This is a genomic window from Roseomonas sp. KE0001 (assembly GCF_016107285.1).
Lineage (GTDB): Bacteria > Pseudomonadota > Alphaproteobacteria > Acetobacterales > Acetobacteraceae > Pseudoroseomonas.
Genome location: NZ_RCVQ01000010.1, coordinates 44,594 through 63,136 on the forward strand (window position 1 = coordinate 44,594; position 18,543 = coordinate 63,136).

19 protein-coding genes and 2 tRNA genes are annotated in these 18,543 nt (G+C 71.6%); 4 read left to right on the top strand and 17 right to left on the bottom strand.

Annotated elements, in window-relative coordinates; genetic code table 11:
* Positions 1-3 precede the first annotated feature (3 nt).
* From D9598_RS17675 to D9598_RS17695, 5 genes are all read right to left on the bottom strand, one after another.
* The gene (locus D9598_RS17675) at positions 4-891 is read right to left on the bottom strand and encodes a branched-chain amino acid ABC transporter permease (RefSeq protein ID WP_198367875.1); all 888 of its coding nucleotides are present in this window, start codon (positions 889-891) and stop codon (positions 4-6) included.
* Between the two features lie 63 nt (positions 892-954).
* Complete coding sequence (locus D9598_RS17680; RefSeq protein WP_198367876.1) at positions 955-2,208, bottom strand: ABC transporter substrate-binding protein; 1,254 nt, start codon at positions 2,206-2,208, stop codon at positions 955-957.
* 124 nt (positions 2,209-2,332) lie between these two features.
* Positions 2,333-3,037, bottom strand: coding sequence for an ABC transporter ATP-binding protein (locus D9598_RS17685; RefSeq protein WP_198367877.1), 705 nt, complete (start codon positions 3,035-3,037; stop codon positions 2,333-2,335).
* Positions 3,030-3,806 (bottom strand): ABC transporter ATP-binding protein, encoded by a 777-nt coding sequence (locus D9598_RS17690; protein ID WP_198367878.1) that lies wholly within the window; start codon positions 3,804-3,806, stop codon positions 3,030-3,032. The genes D9598_RS17685 and D9598_RS17690 overlap by 8 nt, the downstream gene beginning before the upstream one ends.
* Before the next feature lie 129 nt (positions 3,807-3,935).
* Positions 3,936-4,391 (bottom strand): Rrf2 family transcriptional regulator, encoded by a 456-nt coding sequence (locus D9598_RS17695; protein ID WP_198367879.1) that lies wholly within the window; start codon positions 4,389-4,391, stop codon positions 3,936-3,938.
* A 46-nt stretch (positions 4,392-4,437) separates the two neighbouring features.
* On the opposite strand from D9598_RS17695, the gene cysK reads away from it, so the two are divergent.
* Both cysK and D9598_RS17705 read left to right on the top strand, forming a co-directional pair.
* Entirely contained in the window at positions 4,438-5,427 is a 990-nt protein-coding gene (cysK, locus tag D9598_RS17700; RefSeq protein WP_198367880.1) for a cysteine synthase A, read from the top strand.
* An 85-nt stretch (positions 5,428-5,512) separates the two neighbouring features.
* On the top strand, positions 5,513-6,988 hold the full coding sequence (locus D9598_RS17705; protein WP_198367881.1) for a PAS domain-containing methyl-accepting chemotaxis protein: 1,476 nt from the start codon (positions 5,513-5,515) through the stop codon (positions 6,986-6,988).
* Between the two features lie 45 nt (positions 6,989-7,033).
* On the opposite strand, the gene D9598_RS17710 is transcribed toward D9598_RS17705, so the two are convergent.
* The 8 genes from D9598_RS17710 to D9598_RS17745 form a co-directional block, all read right to left on the bottom strand.
* A tRNA-Pro gene (locus D9598_RS17710) sits at positions 7,034-7,110 on the bottom strand.
* A 79-nt stretch (positions 7,111-7,189) separates the two neighbouring features.
* Positions 7,190-7,615 carry a MerR family transcriptional regulator gene (locus D9598_RS17715; protein WP_198367882.1) on the bottom strand — a complete coding sequence of 142 codons (426 nt, stop codon included), beginning with the start codon at positions 7,613-7,615 and terminating at the stop codon, positions 7,190-7,192.
* A 55-nt stretch (positions 7,616-7,670) separates the two neighbouring features.
* The gene (locus tag D9598_RS17720) at positions 7,671-7,982 is read right to left on the bottom strand and encodes an integration host factor subunit alpha (RefSeq protein WP_198367883.1); all 312 of its coding nucleotides are present in this window, start codon (positions 7,980-7,982) and stop codon (positions 7,671-7,673) included.
* A 170-nt stretch (positions 7,983-8,152) separates the two neighbouring features.
* Positions 8,153-8,716 (bottom strand): GNAT family N-acetyltransferase, encoded by a 564-nt coding sequence (locus D9598_RS17725; protein ID WP_198367884.1) that lies wholly within the window; start codon positions 8,714-8,716, stop codon positions 8,153-8,155.
* A gap of 34 nt (positions 8,717-8,750) precedes the next feature.
* Positions 8,751-10,061, bottom strand: a complete 1,311-nt coding sequence (locus tag D9598_RS17730) for an RsmB/NOP family class I SAM-dependent RNA methyltransferase (RefSeq protein WP_198367885.1) — start codon at positions 10,059-10,061, stop codon at positions 8,751-8,753.
* 9 nt (positions 10,062-10,070) lie between these two features.
* Positions 10,071-11,594: an IMP dehydrogenase gene (gene guaB, locus D9598_RS17735; protein ID WP_198367886.1), complete on the bottom strand. Its 1,524-nt coding sequence runs from the start codon at positions 11,592-11,594 to the stop codon at positions 10,071-10,073.
* 154 nt (positions 11,595-11,748) lie between these two features.
* A complete protein-coding gene (locus D9598_RS17740; RefSeq protein ID WP_198367887.1) occupies positions 11,749-12,432 on the bottom strand; it encodes an RlmE family RNA methyltransferase in 684 nt (227 codons plus the stop codon).
* Between the two features lie 29 nt (positions 12,433-12,461).
* Positions 12,462-13,541, bottom strand: coding sequence for a Ppx/GppA phosphatase family protein (locus D9598_RS17745; RefSeq protein WP_198367888.1), 1,080 nt, complete (start codon positions 13,539-13,541; stop codon positions 12,462-12,464).
* 191 nt (positions 13,542-13,732) lie between these two features.
* On the opposite strand from D9598_RS17745, the gene D9598_RS17750 reads away from it, so the two are divergent.
* A tRNA-Gln gene (locus D9598_RS17750) sits at positions 13,733-13,806 on the top strand.
* A 39-nt stretch (positions 13,807-13,845) separates the two neighbouring features.
* Here D9598_RS17750 and D9598_RS17755 read toward each other — a convergent pair.
* The 3 genes from D9598_RS17755 to D9598_RS17765 are packed head-to-tail and all read right to left on the bottom strand — an operon-like array spanning position 13,846 to position 16,585.
* Positions 13,846-14,217 (bottom strand): hypothetical protein, encoded by a 372-nt coding sequence (locus D9598_RS17755; RefSeq protein WP_198367889.1) that lies wholly within the window; start codon positions 14,215-14,217, stop codon positions 13,846-13,848.
* A complete protein-coding gene (locus D9598_RS17760) occupies positions 14,214-15,599 on the bottom strand; it encodes an acyclic terpene utilization AtuA family protein (RefSeq protein ID WP_198367890.1) in 1,386 nt (461 codons plus the stop codon). The genes D9598_RS17755 and D9598_RS17760 overlap by 4 nt, the downstream gene beginning before the upstream one ends.
* Positions 15,600-15,604: 5 nt before the next feature.
* The gene (locus tag D9598_RS17765) at positions 15,605-16,585 is read right to left on the bottom strand and encodes a tripartite tricarboxylate transporter substrate binding protein (RefSeq protein WP_198367891.1); all 981 of its coding nucleotides are present in this window, start codon (positions 16,583-16,585) and stop codon (positions 15,605-15,607) included.
* A 393-nt stretch (positions 16,586-16,978) separates the two neighbouring features.
* Between D9598_RS17765 and D9598_RS17770 the strand changes: the two genes are divergently transcribed.
* The gene (locus tag D9598_RS17770) at positions 16,979-17,251 is read left to right on the top strand and encodes a hypothetical protein (protein ID WP_198367892.1); all 273 of its coding nucleotides are present in this window, start codon (positions 16,979-16,981) and stop codon (positions 17,249-17,251) included.
* Between the two features lie 76 nt (positions 17,252-17,327).
* On the opposite strand, the gene D9598_RS17775 is transcribed toward D9598_RS17770, so the two are convergent.
* Positions 17,328-18,353, bottom strand: a complete 1,026-nt coding sequence (locus D9598_RS17775; protein ID WP_198367893.1) for a hypothetical protein — start codon at positions 18,351-18,353, stop codon at positions 17,328-17,330.
* Positions 18,354-18,543 lie beyond the last annotated feature (190 nt).

Sequence of the window (18,543 nt, forward strand, 5' to 3'; positions counted from 1 at the left end):
GGTTCAGGCCCTCCCGAACAGGCCGGCCGGCCGCGCCAGCAGCACGATGGCCATGATGACGAAGATCACGGTGGAGGAGGCCTCGGGATAGAAGACCTTGGTGAGCCCCTCGACCAGGCCGAGGCCGAAGCCGGTCAGCACCGAGCCCAGGATCGAGCCCATGCCCCCGATCACCACCACGGCGAAGACGACGATGATGAGGTTCGAGCCCATCTGCGGATTGACCGAGTAGATCGGCGCCGCCAGCACGCCGGCGAAGGCGGCGAGCGCCACGCCCGCAGCATAGGTCAGCGTGACCATCCGCGGCACGTTGACACCGAAGGCCTGGACCAGCGCGGCATTCTCGGTCGCCGCGCGCAGATAGGCGCCGAGCCGCGTCTTCTCGATCACCAGCCAGGTGGCGAGGCTCAGGACCAGCGCCGCGGCGACGACCCAGAGGCGGTACTTCGGCAGGAACATGAAGCCGAGATCGACCGGCGGGCCGGCGAGCGAGGCGGGCGGCGAATAGGGCAGGCCGGAGGAGCCGAACTCGTTGCGGAAGATCCCCTCGATGATCAGCGCCAGGCCGAAGGTCAGCAGCAGGCCGTAGAGATGATCGAGCTTGTAGAGCCGGCTGATCATCGTCTTCTCCAGCAGCACGCCGAAGGCGCCGACGATCAGCGGCGAGAGGATCAGCGCCGGCCAGTAGCCGATGCCGAACCAGTTGAGCAGCATCCAGGCGACGAAGGCACCCATCATGAACTGGGCGCCGTGCGCGAAATTGATGACGTTCAGCATGCCGAAGATGACGGCGAGGCCGAGCGAGAGCAGCGCGTAGAAGGCGCCGTTCACCAGCCCGAGCACGACCTGCGGCAAGCCGAGTTCGAGTTGGAACAGGAGATCTTCGAACACCGGTGGGCTTCCTGGGCGAGAAGAGAGCGGGATGGCCGGCCGCGCGGGCGCCCGGCCGCAGGATCAGCTACGGACCAGCGGGCAGCTGCCCTCTGCGAGGGGGCGGAAGGCCTCCTCGGCCTCCGTCGTCTGCAGCAGCTTGTAGTAGTCCCAGGGGCCGCGGGATTCCTCGGGGGTCTTGACCTCGAAGAGATAGGCCGGGTGCAGCTTGCGCCCGTCCTCGCGGATGCGGCCCTTGCCGAAGGCGTCGTCATCCGTCGGCATGGCCTTCATTCGCGCGACCACATCGGTGCCGCTGGCCTTGGCCGCCGGGGCGCCCATGTCGGCCACGGCCTTGAGGTAGTGCAGCACCGAGGCGTAGCAGCCGGCATGCGACATGGCCGGGTAGTTGCCGGCGAGGCTCCCGCGAACGCGTTCGGTGAAGGCGCGGGTGCGGTCGTTGAGGTCCCAGTAGAAGCTCTCGGTGCAGACCAGCCCCTGCGCCGCCTTCAGGCCGAGGCTGTGCACATCGTTGATGAACATCAGCAGCACGGCGATCTTGGTGCCGCGCCGGGTGACGCCGAACTCCGCCGCCTGCTTGACACTGTTGATGGTGTCGGTGCCGGCATTGGCGAGGCCGATCACCTTGGCCCGGCTCTGCTGCGCCTGAAGCAGATAGGAGGAGAAATCGGTCGATTGCAGCGGATGCCGCACGGAGCCCAGCACCTTGCCGCCCGCGGCCTGGATGAAGCCGGTGGTGTTGCGCTCGAGGTCGTGGCCGAAGGCGTAGTCGGCGGTGATGAAGAACCAGCTGTCGGCGCCGGTCTTGACCATGGCGCCGCCCGTGGACCGCGCCAGCATGTAGGTGTCGTAGGTCCAGTGGACGGTGTTCGGGCTGCACTGGCGCCCGGTCAGCTCGGTCGTGCCGCCGGTGGAATTCAGATAGACCTTGTTCTTCTCGCGGACGATGCCGTTGACCGCCAGCGCCACCGCCGAATTCGGCACGTCGACGATGACATCGACGCCGTCCCGGTCGATCCACTGGCGCACGATGGTCGAGCCGACATCGGCCTTGTTCTGGTGGTCCGCCTGCACGACCTCGACCGTGACGCCCTTGGCGGCGATGCCGCTGTCCTGGATGGCCTGGCGGACGCAGGCCGTCGAGGTGGGGCCCGACACCTCGCGGTAGACGCCGGACTGATCGTTCAGCACGCCGATCTTCAGCGTCGTCGGCTGCGCCCGGGCGGGGCGGGGCATGGCGGCCAGCCCGGCGCCGAGGCCGGGCAACAGCGCGGCCGCGGCGGCGGTCTTGAGCAGGCTGCGGCGGTCTTGTGTCATCGGACTCTCCCTTTTTTCCCCTGTTGAGACCCGCGGGGCGGGTGGCATGGGGCATCTCCGGCCCGTCAGGCACGGCATCGTCCATACTTCTGGTGGCGGGAACCTCTGCCCCGGCGCCGGGCACTCAGACGCCGAGATACTCGTGCAGACGGTCCATGGACGAGGCGAGCTCGGCATTGCTGACGGCGTCCACGACCCGGCCATGCTCCATGACGTAGTGGCGGTCGGCCACGGTCTGGGCGAAGCGGAAGTTCTGCTCCACCAGCAGCACCGTGAAGCCGCGCTGCTTGATCTCGCGGATGGTGCGGCCGATCTGCTGCACGATGACCGGGGCGAGGCCCTCGGTCGGCTCGTCCAGCATCAGCAGCCGCGCACCGGTGCGGAGGATCCGCGCGATTGCCAGCATCTGCTGCTCGCCGCCGGACAGCTTCGTGCCCGGGCTGCGGGCCCGCTCCTTCAGGTTGGGAAAGAGCGTGTAGATCGCCTCGAGATCCATCCCCCCCGGCCGGACCACCGGCGGCAGCAGGAGGTTCTCGGTCACGTCGAGGCTGGCGAAGATGCCGCGCTCCTCGGGGCAGAGCGCGATTCCGGCGCGGGCGATCCGGTCGCTGCGCGCATCGATCATCTCCCGGCCCTCGAAGCGCACGCTGCCGCTGCGCCGGCCGACCAGCCCCATGATGGACCGCAGCGTGGTGGTCTTGCCGGCGCCGTTGCGGCCGAGCAGCGTGACCACCTCGCCCTCGCGCACCTCGATGCCGACACCGTGCAGGATGTGGCTCTCGCCATACCAGGCCTGCAGGTTCTCGACCTTCAGCAACGGATCAGCCATGCGCCTGTCCTCCCGAGATGCCGGGATCGGCGCCGAGATAGGCGGCGATGACCTCCGGGTTGCGCGAAACCTCGGCATAGCCGCCCTCGGCCAGGACGCGGCCGCGGGTCAGCACGGTGATGGTGTCGCACAGCCCTTCCACGACCTTGAGGTTGTGCTCCACCATCAGCACGGTGCGCCCCTCCGCCACCCGCTTCACCAGGGCGACGATGCGGTCCACGTCCTCGGCCGTCATGCCGGCGGTGGGTTCGTCGAGCAGCATCATCACCGGGTCGAGGGCCAGGGTGGTGGCGATCTCGAGCGCGCGCTTGCGGCCGTAGGGAAGCTGGCCGGCGGTCAGGTGGGCATAGCCGGACAGGCCGACATCCTCCAGCAGCTCGCGCGCCCGGGCGTCGTAGCGCCGCAGGACGGCATCCGACCGCCAGAAGTCGAAGCTGGCCCCCCGCTCGCGCTGCAGGGCGACGCGAACGTTCTCGAGCACGGTCAGGTGCGGGAAGACCGCCGAGATCTGGAAGCTCCGCACCAGGCCGAGCCGGGCCACATCGGCCGGCTTCAGGCTGGTGATGTCCCGGCCGTCGAAGCGGATAGCCCCGTGGGTCGGCGGCAGGAACTTCGTGAGCAGGTTGAAGCAGGTGGTCTTGCCGGCACCGTTGGGGCCGATCAGGCCATGGATGCTGCCGCGCCTGACCTTCAGCGAAACATCGCTGACGGCCTTGAAGCCAAGGAACTCCTTGGACAGGCCTGTCGTCTCCAGGATGGTTTCGTGCACCCGAGGCTCTCTCCGCTTTCTCGTCCGTTCCGTGGATCAATTTCGATCCTGTTGCTGCGGAGCATGACGAGGCCTTGGCGGCAGCGCAAGAAAAGCTTGGGGAGCCGGAAGGCCTTCTCCCGGGCGGACCTAGATGGCGAAATTGAGCGCCTCGGGGGTCGGGCGGCGCAGGCCGGCCGCGGCGGCCCGTCGCAGCAGCTCCGCCACGCTGAGCCGCGACAGCTCCTCCATCACCGCGCCCTCCAGCTCGGTCCAGAGTGGCAGCATGACCCGGGCCTGCAGCGCCGAGGTCGGCGCCGCCTCCGGCTCCGGCGTTCCGTCCGGCGCCAGCACGGCGGCCACGACATCGGCGAGGGTGATGTCGCGGGCGGCGCGGCCCAGCCGGTAGCCGCCCTTCGGCCCGCGCGTGCTGCCCAGGATGCCGGCGCGGGACAGGGCCTGCAGCACCGGCTCGATGCCGCGCCGCGCCTCGCTCAACCGGTCGGCGATGTCGCCGGCGGGCACCGTGCTGCCCCGGCCCGCGTGAAATGCAACGTCCAATACGATGGAGACAGCCGTCATCGCCCGATCTCGCCGCAGCAGCATCGAATCACCCCTGAACCACGCTTCCGATCCGTGATATAATCCGCTTATGCCCGAAGGAAACACCCTCCCTGGCACCGGCGCCGCAACCTCGCCGAAGCCGGGCCGCATCTATGACAGCATCCTCGACACCATCGGCCAGACGCCGCTGGTCCGCCTGCCCCGCCTCGAGGCGGCGCGGGGGCTGCGCGCGCGGCTGGCGATGAAGCTGGAATTCTTCAATCCGCTGGGCTCGGTGAAGGACCGGATCGGCCTCGCCATGGTGGAGCAGGCCGAGAGGGACGGGTTGATCCGGCCGGGCGAATCCGTGCTGGTCGAGCCGACCTCCGGCAATACCGGCATCGCCCTCGGCTTTGTCGCCGCCGCGCGCGGCTATCGGCTGATCGTCACCATGCCGGACGGGGCGAGTGTGGAGCGGCGCAAGATGCTGCGCCTGCTGGGGGCCGAGGTGGAGCTGACCCCGGCCGGCCAGGGCATGACCGGCGCCATCGCCCGTGCCGAGGCCATCGTCGCGGGCACGCCGCAGGCCTGGATGCCGCGGCAGTTCGACAATCCGGCCAACCCCGCCATCCATGCCGCGACCACGGCGGAGGAGATCTGGGCCGACACCGCGGGCGAGGTGGACGCGGTGGTGGGCGGGGTCGGCACCGGCGGCACCCTGACCGGCATCAGCCGCCAGCTGAAGCCGCGACGGCCGGCGCTGCGCGTCATCGGCGTCGAGCCGGCCGAATCCGCCGTCCTCTCGGGCGACGATCCCGGCCCGCACGAGATCCAGGGCATCGGCGCCGGCTTCCGCCCGGCCGTGCTCGACCTGGCGCAGATCGACACGGTGCGCCGCGTCACCGAGCGCGAGAGCTTCGCCGCGGCGCGGCTCTGCGCCCGCACCGAGGGACTGCCCATCGGCATTTCCTCCGGCGCGGTGCTGCACGCCATGCTGGAACTCGCCGAGGCGCCCGAGATGGAGGGACGGCTGATCGTGGGCATCGCCGCGTCCTTCGCCGAGCGCTACCTGTCGACGGATCTGTTTTCCGGCCTGTGACCGGGGGCCGCGAAGTCCTTCCTTAACCCGTGCGGGTCCATACCGGGGGCATCGGGAGTTAGCCCCCTACGAAGGATCCGCTACGATGTTCCGGTCCCGTCAGCACAAGGGCGACCATCTGCGGCTCATGGCCCTCGACGCCCTTGAGCAGAATGTCATGGTTGCCGATCGGGATCTCAGGATCCTCCATATCAACCCGGCGCTGAAGGCCCTCCTGTCCCGGGCCGAGGCCGAACTCCGCGAGGCGCTTCCGGCCTTCGCCCTGGACCGGCTGGTCGGCAGCAGTATCGACGTCTTCCACAGGAATCCGGCGCATCAGCGCCAGCTGCTGGGCCAGTTGCGGCAGCGCCACCGCGCGACGATCAGCGTGGCCTCCTGGCGCTTCGACCTCATCGTCTCGCCGCTTCCGGGTGGCGAGGCCAATGCCGGCTATGTCGTCGAATGGGCCGATGCGTCCATCCGCCTGCAGAACCTCGACTACCGCGGCCAGCTCGAGGCCATCCGGCGCTCGCAATGCGTGGTGGAGCTGTCCCTGGACGGCACGGTGGTGGACGCCAACGAGAACTACCTCGCGCTGGTCGGCTACCGGCTGGAGGAGATCCGGGGCAAGCCGCACCGCCTGCTGGTCGATCCCTCGGAGAGCGCCGGCCCCGCCTACGCCGCCCTTTGGGATGCGCTGCGCGCGGGCCGCCCCCAGGCCGGCCAGTTCCGCCGCATCGGCGCAGGCGACCGGGACATCTGGATCAACGGCGCCTACAACCCGATCCTGGACGAGGCCGGAAAGCCCACGAAGGTCGTCAAGTTCGCCAGCGACATCAGCGCCCAGCGCCAGTTGCTGGGCCGGCTGAAGACGCTGATCGAGCAGAACTTCCAGGAGGTGGAGGAGGCGATCCGCCGCGGCAACGGCGAGGCCGGCTCGGCGGGGCAGGCCGCCGGCCAGACCTTCGGCAATGTCCAGATGGTGGCGGCCAGCGCGGAGCAGCTCGCCGCCTCGATCGCCGGGATCGCGCGCAGCATGAGCCAGTCCCGCCAGGCGGCGGAGAACGCGCATGACCAGACCGTCGCGGTCAGCCGCAGCACGGAGGCGATGGCCAGCGCCTCGCAGGCCATGAACGGGATCGTCGGGTTGATCCGCGACATCGCGGGGCAGATCAACCTGCTGGCACTGAACGCGACGATCGAGGCGGCCAGGGCCGGCGAGGCCGGCAAGGGCTTCGCGGTGGTCGCGAGCGAGGTCAAGAACCTGGCCAATCAGGCCGCACGCGCCACCGAGCAGATCAGCCGGGAAATCGATTCCATCCAGGGAACGGCGCAGGACGTGGCGGCGACCATCGGCACCATCCGCGACTCGGTCGGCCTGGTCCGGGAATCCGTCGCCGTCACCGCCTCGGCGGTGGAGGAGCAGAACGCGGTCACCCGCGATGTGTCGGACAACATTCGCCAGGCCTCGGAAGCGGTGGCGATGGTGGCCGGCAATATCCGCGCGATCGATACGGCGGTGGCCGATGCGGCCCGGGCCGCCAGCATCGCGAGGACAGCGGCCCGTGATCTGGTCGCCTGACGGCGGCGGCAGGCCGGATCCTGATGTGGTCGGGATGGCGGGGAATGGTCGGAACGGCGGGATTTGAACCCACGACCCCTTGTCCCCCAGACAAGTGCGCTACCAGGCTGCGCTACGTTCCGTTGCGGCGGGGCATAGCATCGGCGCCCCGCTGCCTCAAGCCTCGCCGCCGGGGAAAAATGGCGTCGGGCCCTGCTGCCCTCAGCGAGGCGGCGTGGCCAGGGTCCGCAACTCCTCCGCCAGGCCTTCCAGCTCGGCCAGGATCGATCGCAGGCCCGGCGCGGCGGAGTCCCCCGGCCCCTCGCCCTCGGGCAGGTCGGCCTCGGGCAGATCGCTCCCGGCATCCCGCAGGAGGCGCTGCACGCCCTTGATCGTGTAGCCCTGCGTGTAGAGCAGATCGCCGATCCGGCGCAGCAGCGCGATATCCTCGGGACGATAGTAACGGCGGCCCCCGCCGCGCTTCAGCGGCTTGAGCTGCGGGAACTTGGTCTCCCAGAACCGCAGGACATGCTGCGGGATCTGCAGATCCTCGGCCACCTCGCTGATGGTGCGGAAAGCCGTGGGCGCCTTACGCAGGCGGCCCGGCGTGTCGGCATCCTCGCGCATCGGCGTCACCCCATCGTTCATCGCTGGCATTCCTCAGCGCTTCGGCGCGGCCAGGGGCCGGCGGGGCGAAGCGGGATCAGGACTCGTCAATCGCGGACACGGTCTCGCCGTTCAGGCGGGCCCTCAACACCTGGCTTGGCCGGAAGGACAACACGCGGCGCGGCATGATCGGCACCTCGACCCCGGTCTTCGGGTTGCGGCCCACGCGCATGCCCTTCTGCCGCACCGAGAAGGTCCCGAAGGCCGAGATCTTCACGGCCTTCCCCCCCTCCAGGGCGGCGGAGATGCGCTCCAGCACGTCCTCGAGCAGGGCGGCGCTTTCGTTTCGCGACAAACCGACCTGCGCATAGATGGCCTCGGCCAGTTGCGCGCGCGTGATCGTGTTCATGGTCAGGCGCGGCCCATGGCGGTGAGACTCCTCGCAACCCCTTCTTCTTGCAAGAGAACCGGCAGCGAGGTCCAGCGTCAACCATGACGGAGGGTGTGGCGCAAAAGCTTCAAAGGAGTGATGCGGATATGCCACAGGCCCACTCGGCCGGACCGGCGCCGCCCCCAGGCCTAAGCTCGGTCGGCACGGGCCGTGGCGGCGAGAAGAAGCTCGATCGGGTCCCAGAGCATGGCCGTCCGGCGCACCGATCGACCGGCGAAGTGGATCTCGTCCGCGCCGACGTTGCGGCCGCCCAGATGGCGGTAGAACCAGCGCGAGGGATTCTCGCTGAGAACCCACAGCATGGCCGAGCCGCAGCCGATGGCGGAAAGATGGGCGGCCGTCGCGCGCATCAGGCGCCGCCCCAGCCCGAGGTCGCGCCAGTCATCGAGGACGTAGAGCAACTCGATCTCGCCCTGTGCCAGCCCAGGGTGCCGGCAGCGGCCGCCGAGCGCGAAGCCGACGACGGCCGGCGCGCTCCCCGTCTCGGCCGGCGTCGCAACCGCCACGAACATCGCCTCCCCATCGCGCCGCTCGACCAGCGCCCGCTGATAGAAGGGCAGGATGCGCTGCACGGAGAGCGTGGCGAGGTAGGTGTCCGGCAGGAGCCCCGGATAGGAGGTGCGCCAGGTGGCGACGTGCACGGCGGCGATGGCGGCGGCATCGGCCGGGCGGGCACGGCGGATGTTGATCATCCCGCTTGCCTCCTCTCCTATCGGCGATGCCTCGTCAGGCCTGGCGCTGCAGGACGGCGGCGAAGAAGCCGTCCGTGCCGTGGCTGTGAGGGGCCAGTTCCATCCAGGGCCCCTCGCAGGGTGGCGGCCCCGCCTCCGGCATGGTCTCGCGCCACGCCTCGGCGAGCGGCACCGCCACGAAACCCGCATGGCGGGAGAGGAACTCCTGCACCTGCATCCCATCCTCCTCCGGGAGAACCGAGCAGGTAGCGTAGACCAGCCTGCCGCCGGGGCGAACCAGTTCGGCGGCCGTATCGAGGATCGCGCGCTGCTTCGTGATCAGTTCCCCGAGATCGCGCGCCGTGGTCCGCGTGCGCGCGTCGGGGTTGCGGCGCCAGGTGCCGGCACCGGTGCAGGGAGCATCCACCAGCACACGGTCGAACTGGCCGGCGCGGCGCCGGGCCCAGCGATCGCCCGGCGCCAGGAGGTGCCGTTCGGCATTGTCGACCCCGGCGCGGCGCAGGCGGCGCGCGGCGCCCTCCAGCCGGGTGGCCGAGACGTCGCAGGCGGTGATGCGGCCACGATTGCCCATCATCGCCGCCACCGCCAGCGTCTTGCCCGCGGCGCCGGCGCAGTAGTCGGCGACGCGCATGCCGGGCCTCGCGCCGGTCAGCAGGGCGATGAGCTGGCTGCCCTCGTCCTGGATCTCGATCAGGCCCTCGGTGAAGGCCTTGCTGGCCAGAATCGGGCGGCGGTCCGGCACGCGCAGGCCCCAGGGCGACCAGGGCATCGGCTCGGCCGGTATGCCCTCGGCGGCGAGTGCCGCCCTCGCCTCCTCCCGCGTGCCGCGCAGCAGGTTGGCGCGCAGGTCGAGCGGCGCGGCCTCGTCCATCGCCGCCGCCGCCGCCGGCAGCTCGTCGCCGAAGCGCGCGCGGTAGCCCGGCAGGGCCCAATCGGGCAGGTTGTGGCGCGGGCCCTCCGGCATCTCCGGGTCGATGAGGGGGTGGCCGTCCAGGGCTTCGATGACACTCATCTCGCCCGGATCGGGCGGCCCGGCGTGGAAGCGGCCGCCGGGGAAGGCCTGCAGCACGCCCTGGCGGTCCCAGCGCTCCACCAGCAGCAGATAGGCCATGACCAGCAGGCGGGGCGTGGCCGGCATGCCGCCGGCGGCGAGATGCCAGTCCAGCCGCAGGCGCTGGCGCAGCACACCCCAGGCGCGCTCGGCCACGGACCGGCGGTCGCCGCTGCCGATGTAGCGGCGTTCCCGGAAGAAGGCATTGGCGGTGGCGTCCGCCGGGCGGCGTGGCGCGGCCGCCACCTCTCCCAGCAAGGCCACCGTGGCGGCGATCCGCGCTGCGGGTGTCATGCGCGAGGATCAGCCATCCTGGCGATAGTTCGGCGCCTCGCGCGTGATCGCCACGTCATGCACGTGGGATTCCCGCAGGCCGGCGCCGGTGATACGGCGGAAGGTGCAGTTCTGCTGCATCTCGGCGATGGTGGCGTTGCCGGTATAGCCCATGGCGGACTTCAGGCCGCCCACCAGCTGATGGATGACATTGCCGACCGGGCCCTTGTAGCCGACGCGCCCCTCGATGCCCTCGGGCACGAGCTTGAGCTGATCCTGCACTTCGGCCTGGAAATAGCGGTCGGCCGAGCCGCGCGCCATGGCGCCGAGGCTGCCCATGCCGCGATAGGCCTTGTAGGAGCGGCCCTGGTAGAGGAACACCTCGCCCGGCGCCTCGTCCGTGCCGGCGAAGAGGCTGCCCATCATGACGCAATCGGCGCCGGCTGCGATGGCCTTGGCGAGATCGCCCGAGGAGCGCACGCCGCCATCGGCGATGGCGGGCACGCCCTTCTCGTGCGCGGCGGCGGAGGCTTCCATCACCGCGGTGAGCTGCGGCACGCCGACGCCGGCGACGATGCGGGTGGTGCAGATGGAGCCCGGGCCGATACCGATCTTGACCGCGTCGGCCCCGGCCTCCACCAGCGCCCGCGCCGCCTCGGGCGTCGCCACGTTGCCGGCGATGACCTGCACGCTGTTGGACAGGCGCTTGATCGTCTCGACCGCCTTCAGCACCCCGGCGGAATGGCCATGCGCGGTGTCGACGACGACGACATCCACCTCCGCCTCGACCAGCAGCTCGGCGCGGCGGAGGCCGTCCTCGCCGGTGCCGGTGGCCGCCGCGGCGCGCAGCCGGCCCATGGCGTCCTTGGCGGCGTTGGGGTTGGCCTGGGCCTTGTCCATGTCCTTGACGGTGATCAGCCCGGTGCAGCGGTACTGGTCATCGACCACCAGCAGCTTCTCGATGCGGTGCTTGTGCAGCAGTTCCCGCGCGCGGGCGGGCGAGACGTCGCTCGTCACCGTCACCAGGTTCTCCCGCGTCATCAGCTCGTAGACGCGGGTGCCGGGGTCGGTGGCGAAGCGCACGTCGCGATAGGTCAGGATACCGACGAGGCGCTTGCTCTCCCGCTCCACCACCGGGATGCCGCTGATATGGTGGGCGGCCATCAGCCCCTGGGCATCGGCCAGGGTCTGGTCCGGATGGATGGTGACCGGGTTCACCACCATGCCGCTCTCGAACTTCTTCACCTGGCGCACGGCGGCCGCCTGCTCCTCGGGGGAGAGGTTCTTATGGATCACGCCGATGCCGCCGGCCTGCGCCATGGCGATGGCCATCGGCCCTTCCGTGACCGTGTCCATGGCGGCGGAGATCACCGGCATGTTCAGCGAGATGTCCCGGGTCAGCCGGGTGCGGACATCGGCGTGGCTGGGCAGGACGGTGGAATAGGCCGGCACCAGCAGGACGTCGTCGAAGGCATAGGCCTCCGCGATCAGGGTGCGGCGCGGCGCGGCGCCGCCTTGAGCGGGGCCGTTGGTCGTGGTCGTTTCGGATGCCATGGCGGAGCCTTTCGCAGAACTCTGAGGCGCGTTCCGCAGCCTTGGCGCGTCCCCCTAGACCAGAATCGCGCCCCGCTGCAAGCGCGGCGCGCCCGTCGCCGGCGCGGCCCTGCCCTGCGCCGGGGCATGGCCGCGCCGGAGGCCGGCCTTCTCCCTAGCCGCCACCGGCGCCGCGGAAGCCCTGGGCCACCACATACATCTCGGCGCTGTCCTTCCGGCTGGCCGGCGGCTTGGCGTGCCGCACCGTGGCGAAGTCCCGCTTCATGCGGTTCAGCAACTCCCGCTCGGTGCCGCCCTGGAAGACCTTGGCGACGAAGGCGCCGCCGGGCGTCAGTACCTTCCCGGCGAAGTCCAGCGCCAGCTCGATCAGGCCGAGGATGCGCAGGTGATCGGTGGCATTGTGGCCGGTGGTGTTGGGCGCCATGTCGGACAGCACCAGATCGGCCGGCCCGTCCAGCGCCTCCAGCACGCGCTGCTCCACGTCCGCCTCCTGGAAGTCGCCCTGCAGCAGGATGGCGCCGGCGATCTCGTCCATCGGCAGCAGGTCGAGGCCCACCACCTTGCCGCCCTCCCCCACCCTCTGCACCGCGACCTGCGTCCAGCCGCCCGGCGCGGCGCCGAGGTCCACCACACGCTGCCCCGGATGGAACAGCCGGTACTTCTCATCCAGCTCCAGGATCTTGAACGCGGCCCGGGACCGCCATCCGGCCGCCTTGGCGGCGCGGACATAGGGGTCGTTCAACTGCCGCTCCAGCCAGCGCTGGCTGGCGGTGCTGCGGCCCTTGGCTGTGCGCAGGCGGGTGGTCAGGCCACGGGCGCCCTCGGTCGGCGACTTCACGGTATGTCCAGTCCTTGGAACGACGGGGATCAGGAGGCCGGGTATGCCGCCGGCCTGAAAGGATGGGCCTGTGCCGCCACGCGGCGCGAGGGGAGACGCTCCTGCCGCATCATGCGCAGCAGCATGCCTTCCCGCAGGCCGCGATCGGCCACGGTGACGCAGGAGGAGGGCCAGACCCTGCGGATGGCGGCATAGATGGCGCAGCCGGGCAGGACGTAATCCGCCCGTTCCGGCCCGACGCAGGGATGCTCGCGCAGGCCGTCCCGCCCGAGCATGAAGAGGTCCCGCAACGCCTGATCGGCCTCCTGGATATCGAGCACGCGCCCGTCGATCAGGGGCCGGGAATAGCGCGGCAGGGACAGCGCGACGCCGGCCAGGGTGGTGACGGTGCCGCTGGTGCCCATCAGCCGCACGCCGCCGGCGCGCATTTCCTGGCCGATGCAATGCACCCGGTCGAAGCGGGCGAGCTCGGCCGCCACCTCCTCCACCACCCGGTCGAAGCCCTCCGGCGTGTAGCAGCAGAGGCCGGCGCGCTCGGCCAGGGTGACGACGCCGATCGGCAGCGAGACATAGCCGATCAGCTCGGGCAGGCCGTTCGGAGCGCCACGGATCCAGGCGATCTCGGTGCTGCCACCGCCGATGTCGAAAAGCAACGCCCGCCGATCCTGCGCGCGCAGCAAGGGCGCGCAGGATTCCATCGCCAGCTCGGCCTCCTCCCGCGCCGAGATGACGCGGATGGGCAGGCCGGTGGTCTCGCGGGCGCGGGCCACGAAGGCGGCGCCATTCGCGGCCTGGCGGCAGGCCTCGGTGGTGACGGCGAGCAGCCGCCGCAGCGGCCGGCGCAGCAGCTTCTGCGCGCAGGCCTGCAGGGCGGCCAGGGCCCGCTCCATCGCGCCCTCGGAGAGGCGACCCTGCTGCGCCAGCCCCTCACCCAGTCGGACAACCCGGCTGTAGCTGTCGAGCACCCGGAAGGAGCCCGCGGGGGTCGGCGTCGCCACCAGCAGCCGGCAATTGTTGGTGCCGAGATCCAGGGCGGCGAAGACACCCCCGGCGGTACCACAGGAGGGGCGGGTCGAGGCGACGGCAGGATTGGCTATGAGATCTGGCATGGTGTTCGGGGCTTCCCTGGCGCCGCCATGGCGGCAGCGCCCGGGCCAGCTGCCCCATGATCCGGCGAGCCGGCCCCGGGGGCAAGCGATTTTGCTCCACGCCGCGAAACACGCGCCCACACGGCTTGATCCGTCCGGACGGCAATGCTAAGTGCCCCGCCACGCCGCCGGACCCGCTCCGACGGACCCGTTGGGGAATAGTTTAACGGTAGAACTCCCGACTCTGACTCGGGCAGTCTTGGTTCGAATCCAGGTTCCCCAGCCAAACTCCGTCCCGTTCCGGCTTACACCACCTCGCCCCTGCTCATGAGGGGCCGGGCCGGGAGACTTCCCCTCCGCCCAGGGCCGCCTCCGGCACCTCGACCGTCAGGCCCAGCAGCCGGAAGGAGAGCGTCTTGCCGTGCCCGTCCAGGTTCAGGGCCCCGTTGACGCCGCCCTGCAGCACGTCGTCGATCACGAAATTGCATCCGCCAAGGCGCGGCAGGTCGTAGCGCCGCACGCGGGTCGCGCCCCGATGCGCGAAGAGCGCCAGGATCCTGGCCTCGTCCAGCTGCGGCGCCAGCACCGGCCACAGCGCCGGATCATAGGCGAAGACCGCCACGTTGAGACGATTGCCCTTGTCCCCCGCCCGCGCATGCGCGACGCGGTGCAGGGGCACCTCCACCCGCCGGCTCATGCCACATCCTCCAGCCCGAGAAACGACACCCGTGGCCGGACCCGCTCGCGCGGCACCATGAAGGACAGGGTGCGGATGCGGTCCACCACGCGGGTCCTGGCACCGCCGCCGCCCGCCGGCCCGCAGCACAGGAGGGAGAGCACCTCGCGCGCCGCGCGCTCCGCGGCCTCGCGCGTGTCGGTGGCGACGGCGAGGCGCAGCCGGATATCCTCCGGCACATCCTTGGGCGCCAGCGCCGCCGCCTCACGCAGCACGCCGGCATCCCCGTCCAGAACGCTGACCACACCGATCAGGTCGACGCGCACGCGCCCCTCGATGCCGAGCAGCGCCAGCCGGTCGCGCAGGGTCCGGCCAGCCAGGGCGGCGCGGGCGCGGGCATGGGGCCCCGCATAGGAGATCTCGCCCTCGCCCAGCCAGCCGCCCGGCAGGCTGACCGTGGCCTTGAGCCGCTCCGGCCGCGGCCCGCCCCGCGCGCCGCTGACCCGGACCCGGTCGCGGCCCTCCTCGGCCAGGACCACCGTCGTCACGTCCAGCGTGACATCGGGGGTGAGATAGGCGGCGGGGTCGTGCAGTTCGTAGAGCAGCTGCTCCTTCACGGTGCGCAGATCGACCAACCCGCCACTGCCCGGCGGCTTGGTGATGACGAAGCCGCCATCCTCCCGCATCTCGGCGATGGGGAAGCCGATCCGGTGCGGCTCCGGCACCTCCTTCAGACCGGGATCGGCGAAGTATCCGCCGGTGACCTGGCTGCCGCATTCCAGCAGGTGGCCGCAGGCAGTCCCGGCGGCGAGGCGCGGCCAGTCGTCCTCGGCCCAGCCGAAATGCGCCAGCATCGGACCGAGCGCCAGCGCCGGATCGGCGGCGCGGCCGGTGATCACCACCTGCGCGCCGCCGCGCAACGCCTCGGCGATCGGGGCCGCGCCCAGATAGACATTGGCGGCGATGACCGCCGACGGGTCCAGCACCGCCCCCTCGTCGCCTTCCCAGGGCTCCAGGTCATCCAGCGCATCGGTGCCGCGCAGGTCGTCGCCCTCGACGACACCGACCCGCAACGCCCCCAGGCCCAGCTCGCGGCCGAGGCGCAGCACCGCGCGCGCGGCGCCGGCCGGATTGGTCGCGCCGCCATTGGTGACGATGGGAATGCCATGCGCCACGCAGTCGCGCAGGACAGGCCGCAACAGCGCCTCCAGGGCCGGCTCGTAGCCGCCCTCCGGATTGTGCCGCCGGTCGCGCTGGGCCAGGGCCAGGGTGCGCTCGCCCAGGACCTCCAGCATCAGCGCCGCGGGTCCGCCGGCCGCCACCAGCGCCGCCACCACCGGCACCGGCGCGTCCAGCCGGTCGCCCGAGAAGCCTGAGCCACAGCCGATCCTCAGCATCTCCATGGCGCTCAATCCGCCCGCGCGCCGGAGATGCGCACCACCTCGGCCCATTTGGCGATGTCGGCGCGCAGGAAGGGCACGAAGTCGTCAGGCGGCAGGCCGACCGGCTCCAGCCCCTGCTCCACCAGGCGCGGACGGACCTCGGGCGAGGCCAGCGCAGCCTGCAGCGCGGCGAAGATGCGGTCGCGCACCGGGCCGGGCAGGCCGGCAGGCGCGAAGAGACCGTGCCAGGCGCTGACGTCGAAATCCTCGACCCCCTGCTCCATCGCGGTCGGCACATGCGGCGTCCATTCCAGCCGCTTCGCCGAGGTGGCGGCCAGGGCGCGCAGCGTGCCGTCCCGCACGAAGGGCAGCACCGCCGTCACCTGATAGATGGTCATCGGCACGTTGCCGGCGATGACATCGGTCACCGCCTGCGCGCCGGAGCGGTAGGGCACGTGCTCGAGCGGCGCGCCGCTGCGCAGCTTCAGCAGCTCTCCGGCCAGGTGCGAGGAGGTGCCGTTCCCGGCCGAGGCGTAGCTGACGCCGCGCTGCGTCCGCGCCCAGGCGAGGAACTCCGGCAGGGTCCTGGCCGGGACCGAGGGATTCACGACCAGCAGGTTCGGGGCCGTCGTCACCAGCGAGATCGGCGTGAAGTCCCGCAGGACGTCGTAGGGGATCGAGGGCATCAGCGACATGTTCACCGAATGCGAGGCGATGCTGCCCATGCAGAGGGTGTAACCATCCGGCGCGGACTTCGCGACCGCGTCGCTGCCCACCACCCCGCCGGCCCCGGCCCGGTTCTCCACCACCACCGGCTGGCCGAGGCCGCGCGACATCTGCGGCGAGACCAGGCGGGTCATGATGTCGGTGCTGGTGCCGGCGCCGAAGGGCACGACCATGCGGATGGTCCGGGCCGGCCATTCCGCCTGGGCGTCGGCCCGTCCGGGCAGCAGGGCCACCGCGGTCGCGCCAAGCAGCAGCCGGCGCGTGCCGATGATCGGTCGCATCGCGATCCTCCCGTTTTGCCACGCCGGAAGTCTCGGCGGGACTTCAGACATGCCAAGCGGCCGGTCATCGTACAATGGAAATGATCCGATCCTTCCCCAGACCGTCCCCATGCAAGCCGGTCCGCGCCGCCAAGGCGCTGGCCCGCCTGACCCCGGAGCCGGGGATGGCGCGGCGGGTCCTGCTGCCGCCGGCCGCTCACTCTCCCCGGCGGCCGAGGCCTTCGCCATGGCACTCCGCGCGGCCGCCCGGAAGGCCCGGCCCGCGGACCCTTAACAGGTTGGAATCCTGCGCGTAGAACCCCGGCCACCTCTGATGGCGGCAGGCCGCCGGGCCGCCGCGAACCGGATCGAGCTTGCCATGCCGAGACTGACAACGCGGAGCGACCGTCCCCGATGAGTGGCAAGGCCCAGGCCCGTTCCACCACGCCGCGCCGCCGCGTCGCTTCCGCCAAGTCGCCGGCGAAGGCGCCACGCCGCGCCGCCGGGACCGAGAAGGCCGCACAGCCCGCCAAGGCGGGCCGGCGCAAGCCGGCAGCGGCCAGGCCACCCGCCAGGCCGCCGGGCGGCGGTCTGCGGCGGCAGGTCGCCGACTACCTGCTGGGCGTGCTGATGCTGGGCGCGGCGACCTGGGGGCTGATGTCCTTCCTCGGCGTGTCGCCGTTCTGATCGCCCGGCCGGACGGCTCCGCCGCTGTTCAGCCGGACGGCTCCGCCGTTGTTCAGCCGGGCGGCTCCGCCGTCGTCTAGCCGGGCGGCTCCGCCGCGGTCGCCAGTTCCCGCAGCAGGCCGGGCTGCCCCACGCCGGAGCGCTGGAAGATCACGCCGGTCCCGTCCAGCAGGCCGCCGCGCAGCCGCAGGAAGGGCAGGCCCTGCGGGATCAGCCCCTCGACCCGGAGCGACTCCGCGCCCAGCACGCCGGCCAGTCCGCGCAGCGTATCGCCGCCGCTGACCAGCAGCGTGGCGGGCGCCGGCAGGCGGCGCAGCAGCGCGCCGAAGGCCAGCTCGGCGCGCCGCGCCGCCTCGCCGGGCGAGGTCGTGGCCGCCAGGTTCAGTCGCAGGAAGGCGGCGCCGTGCCGCTCCAGGCGCCGCTGCACGCGTTCCGGCTTCTCGTTGTCGGCCAGCGTCATGGACATGGGCGAGGCCTCGGCGAACTGCGCCGTGCTCATCGGATGCAGGGCGCCGAGCAGGCCGAGCAGCGGCAGGACGGGACGGACCGGGCAAGGCGGAAGGTCGGCCAGGGCGGCAGCCAGCGCGAGGCCGCCGGACCACAGCACCGGTCCCTCGATCGCGCGCCCGGCGGCCACCACCTGCTGCAGCTCCGCGGCGTCCCTGACCAGCCAGAGGCTGGCGCCCTCCGGCACCGGATCGCCCGGCATGGCCAGGGCGGCAGACAGCCCGGCACCGGCCAGGGCGTCGCGCAGCCCCGCCACGGCCTGAAGGCCCGGCCCGGCATCCGGCACCAGGATGGCGCGCCGGAACGGGCCGCTGCCGAACAGCGCCGCGATCTCCGCCGCCGGACTGCCGCGCAGCCGCGCGTCCAGGACGTGGAAGGCCAGCTCGCCCTCCGCCAGGGTCGGCGCCCAGGCCCGGAAGCGGGCGGCGGCCAGATGCGGCGCGCGGTCCCGCGTGCGGGCGTCAAGTCCGGCGGCCTCGGGCAGGGCCGCGGTGCTCCAGCCGCAGCTTACCGGGCCGGCCGCGCCCGTGAACCGCGCGGCGGTCTCCAGGGTTCCGGCGAGGTCATCGGCCAGCAGGCGAATGCGCAGGGTCATGCCGAGCGGATTAGCGCCTCGCCCCCCCTTCCGCCAACAGCCGATGCGGCCGCCTTGCCAGCCGCCGCGTTCCGGTCCAGCCTCGGCGGCGGACCGGCTCTCTGAAGGCCGGCACGGGAGCGGATCAGGAGGGACGGCCGATGCCAGGCCAGAGTCCAGGGGCGGCGGCCCCACGGCCAGAGGCGGCCGG

Bases quoted from the DNA above. Each gene is read 5' to 3' on its own strand.
- D9598_RS17680 (WP_198367876.1), bottom strand. From the start codon at position 2,208: ATGACACAAGACCGCCGCAGCCTGCTCAAGACCGCCGCCGCGGCCGCG.
- D9598_RS17685 (WP_198367877.1), bottom strand. From the start codon at position 3,037: ATGGCTGATCCGTTGCTGAAGGTCGAGAACCTGCAGGCCTGGTATGGC.
- D9598_RS17695 (WP_198367879.1), bottom strand. From the start codon at position 4,391: ATGCTGCTGCGGCGAGATCGGGCGATGACGGCTGTCTCCATCGTATTG.
- cysK (WP_198367880.1), top strand. From the start codon at position 4,438: ATGCCCGAAGGAAACACCCTCCCTGGCACCGGCGCCGCAACCTCGCCG.
- D9598_RS17705 (WP_198367881.1), top strand. From the start codon at position 5,513: ATGTTCCGGTCCCGTCAGCACAAGGGCGACCATCTGCGGCTCATGGCC.
- D9598_RS17715 (WP_198367882.1), bottom strand. From the start codon at position 7,615: ATGAACGATGGGGTGACGCCGATGCGCGAGGATGCCGACACGCCGGGC.
- D9598_RS17720 (WP_198367883.1), bottom strand. From the start codon at position 7,982: ATGAACACGATCACGCGCGCGCAACTGGCCGAGGCCATCTATGCGCAG.
- D9598_RS17725 (WP_198367884.1), bottom strand. From the start codon at position 8,716: ATGATCAACATCCGCCGTGCCCGCCCGGCCGATGCCGCCGCCATCGCC.
- D9598_RS17730 (WP_198367885.1), bottom strand. From the start codon at position 10,061: ATGACACCCGCAGCGCGGATCGCCGCCACGGTGGCCTTGCTGGGAGAG.
- guaB (WP_198367886.1), bottom strand. From the start codon at position 11,594: ATGGCATCCGAAACGACCACGACCAACGGCCCCGCTCAAGGCGGCGCC.
- D9598_RS17745 (WP_198367888.1), bottom strand. From the start codon at position 13,541: ATGCCAGATCTCATAGCCAATCCTGCCGTCGCCTCGACCCGCCCCTCC.
- D9598_RS17755 (WP_198367889.1), bottom strand. From the start codon at position 14,217: ATGAGCCGGCGGGTGGAGGTGCCCCTGCACCGCGTCGCGCATGCGCGG.
- D9598_RS17760 (WP_198367890.1), bottom strand. From the start codon at position 15,599: ATGGAGATGCTGAGGATCGGCTGTGGCTCAGGCTTCTCGGGCGACCGG.
- D9598_RS17765 (WP_198367891.1), bottom strand. From the start codon at position 16,585: ATGCGACCGATCATCGGCACGCGCCGGCTGCTGCTTGGCGCGACCGCG.
- D9598_RS17770 (WP_198367892.1), top strand. From the start codon at position 16,979: ATGAGTGGCAAGGCCCAGGCCCGTTCCACCACGCCGCGCCGCCGCGTC.
- D9598_RS17775 (WP_198367893.1), bottom strand. From the start codon at position 18,353: ATGACCCTGCGCATTCGCCTGCTGGCCGATGACCTCGCCGGAACCCTG.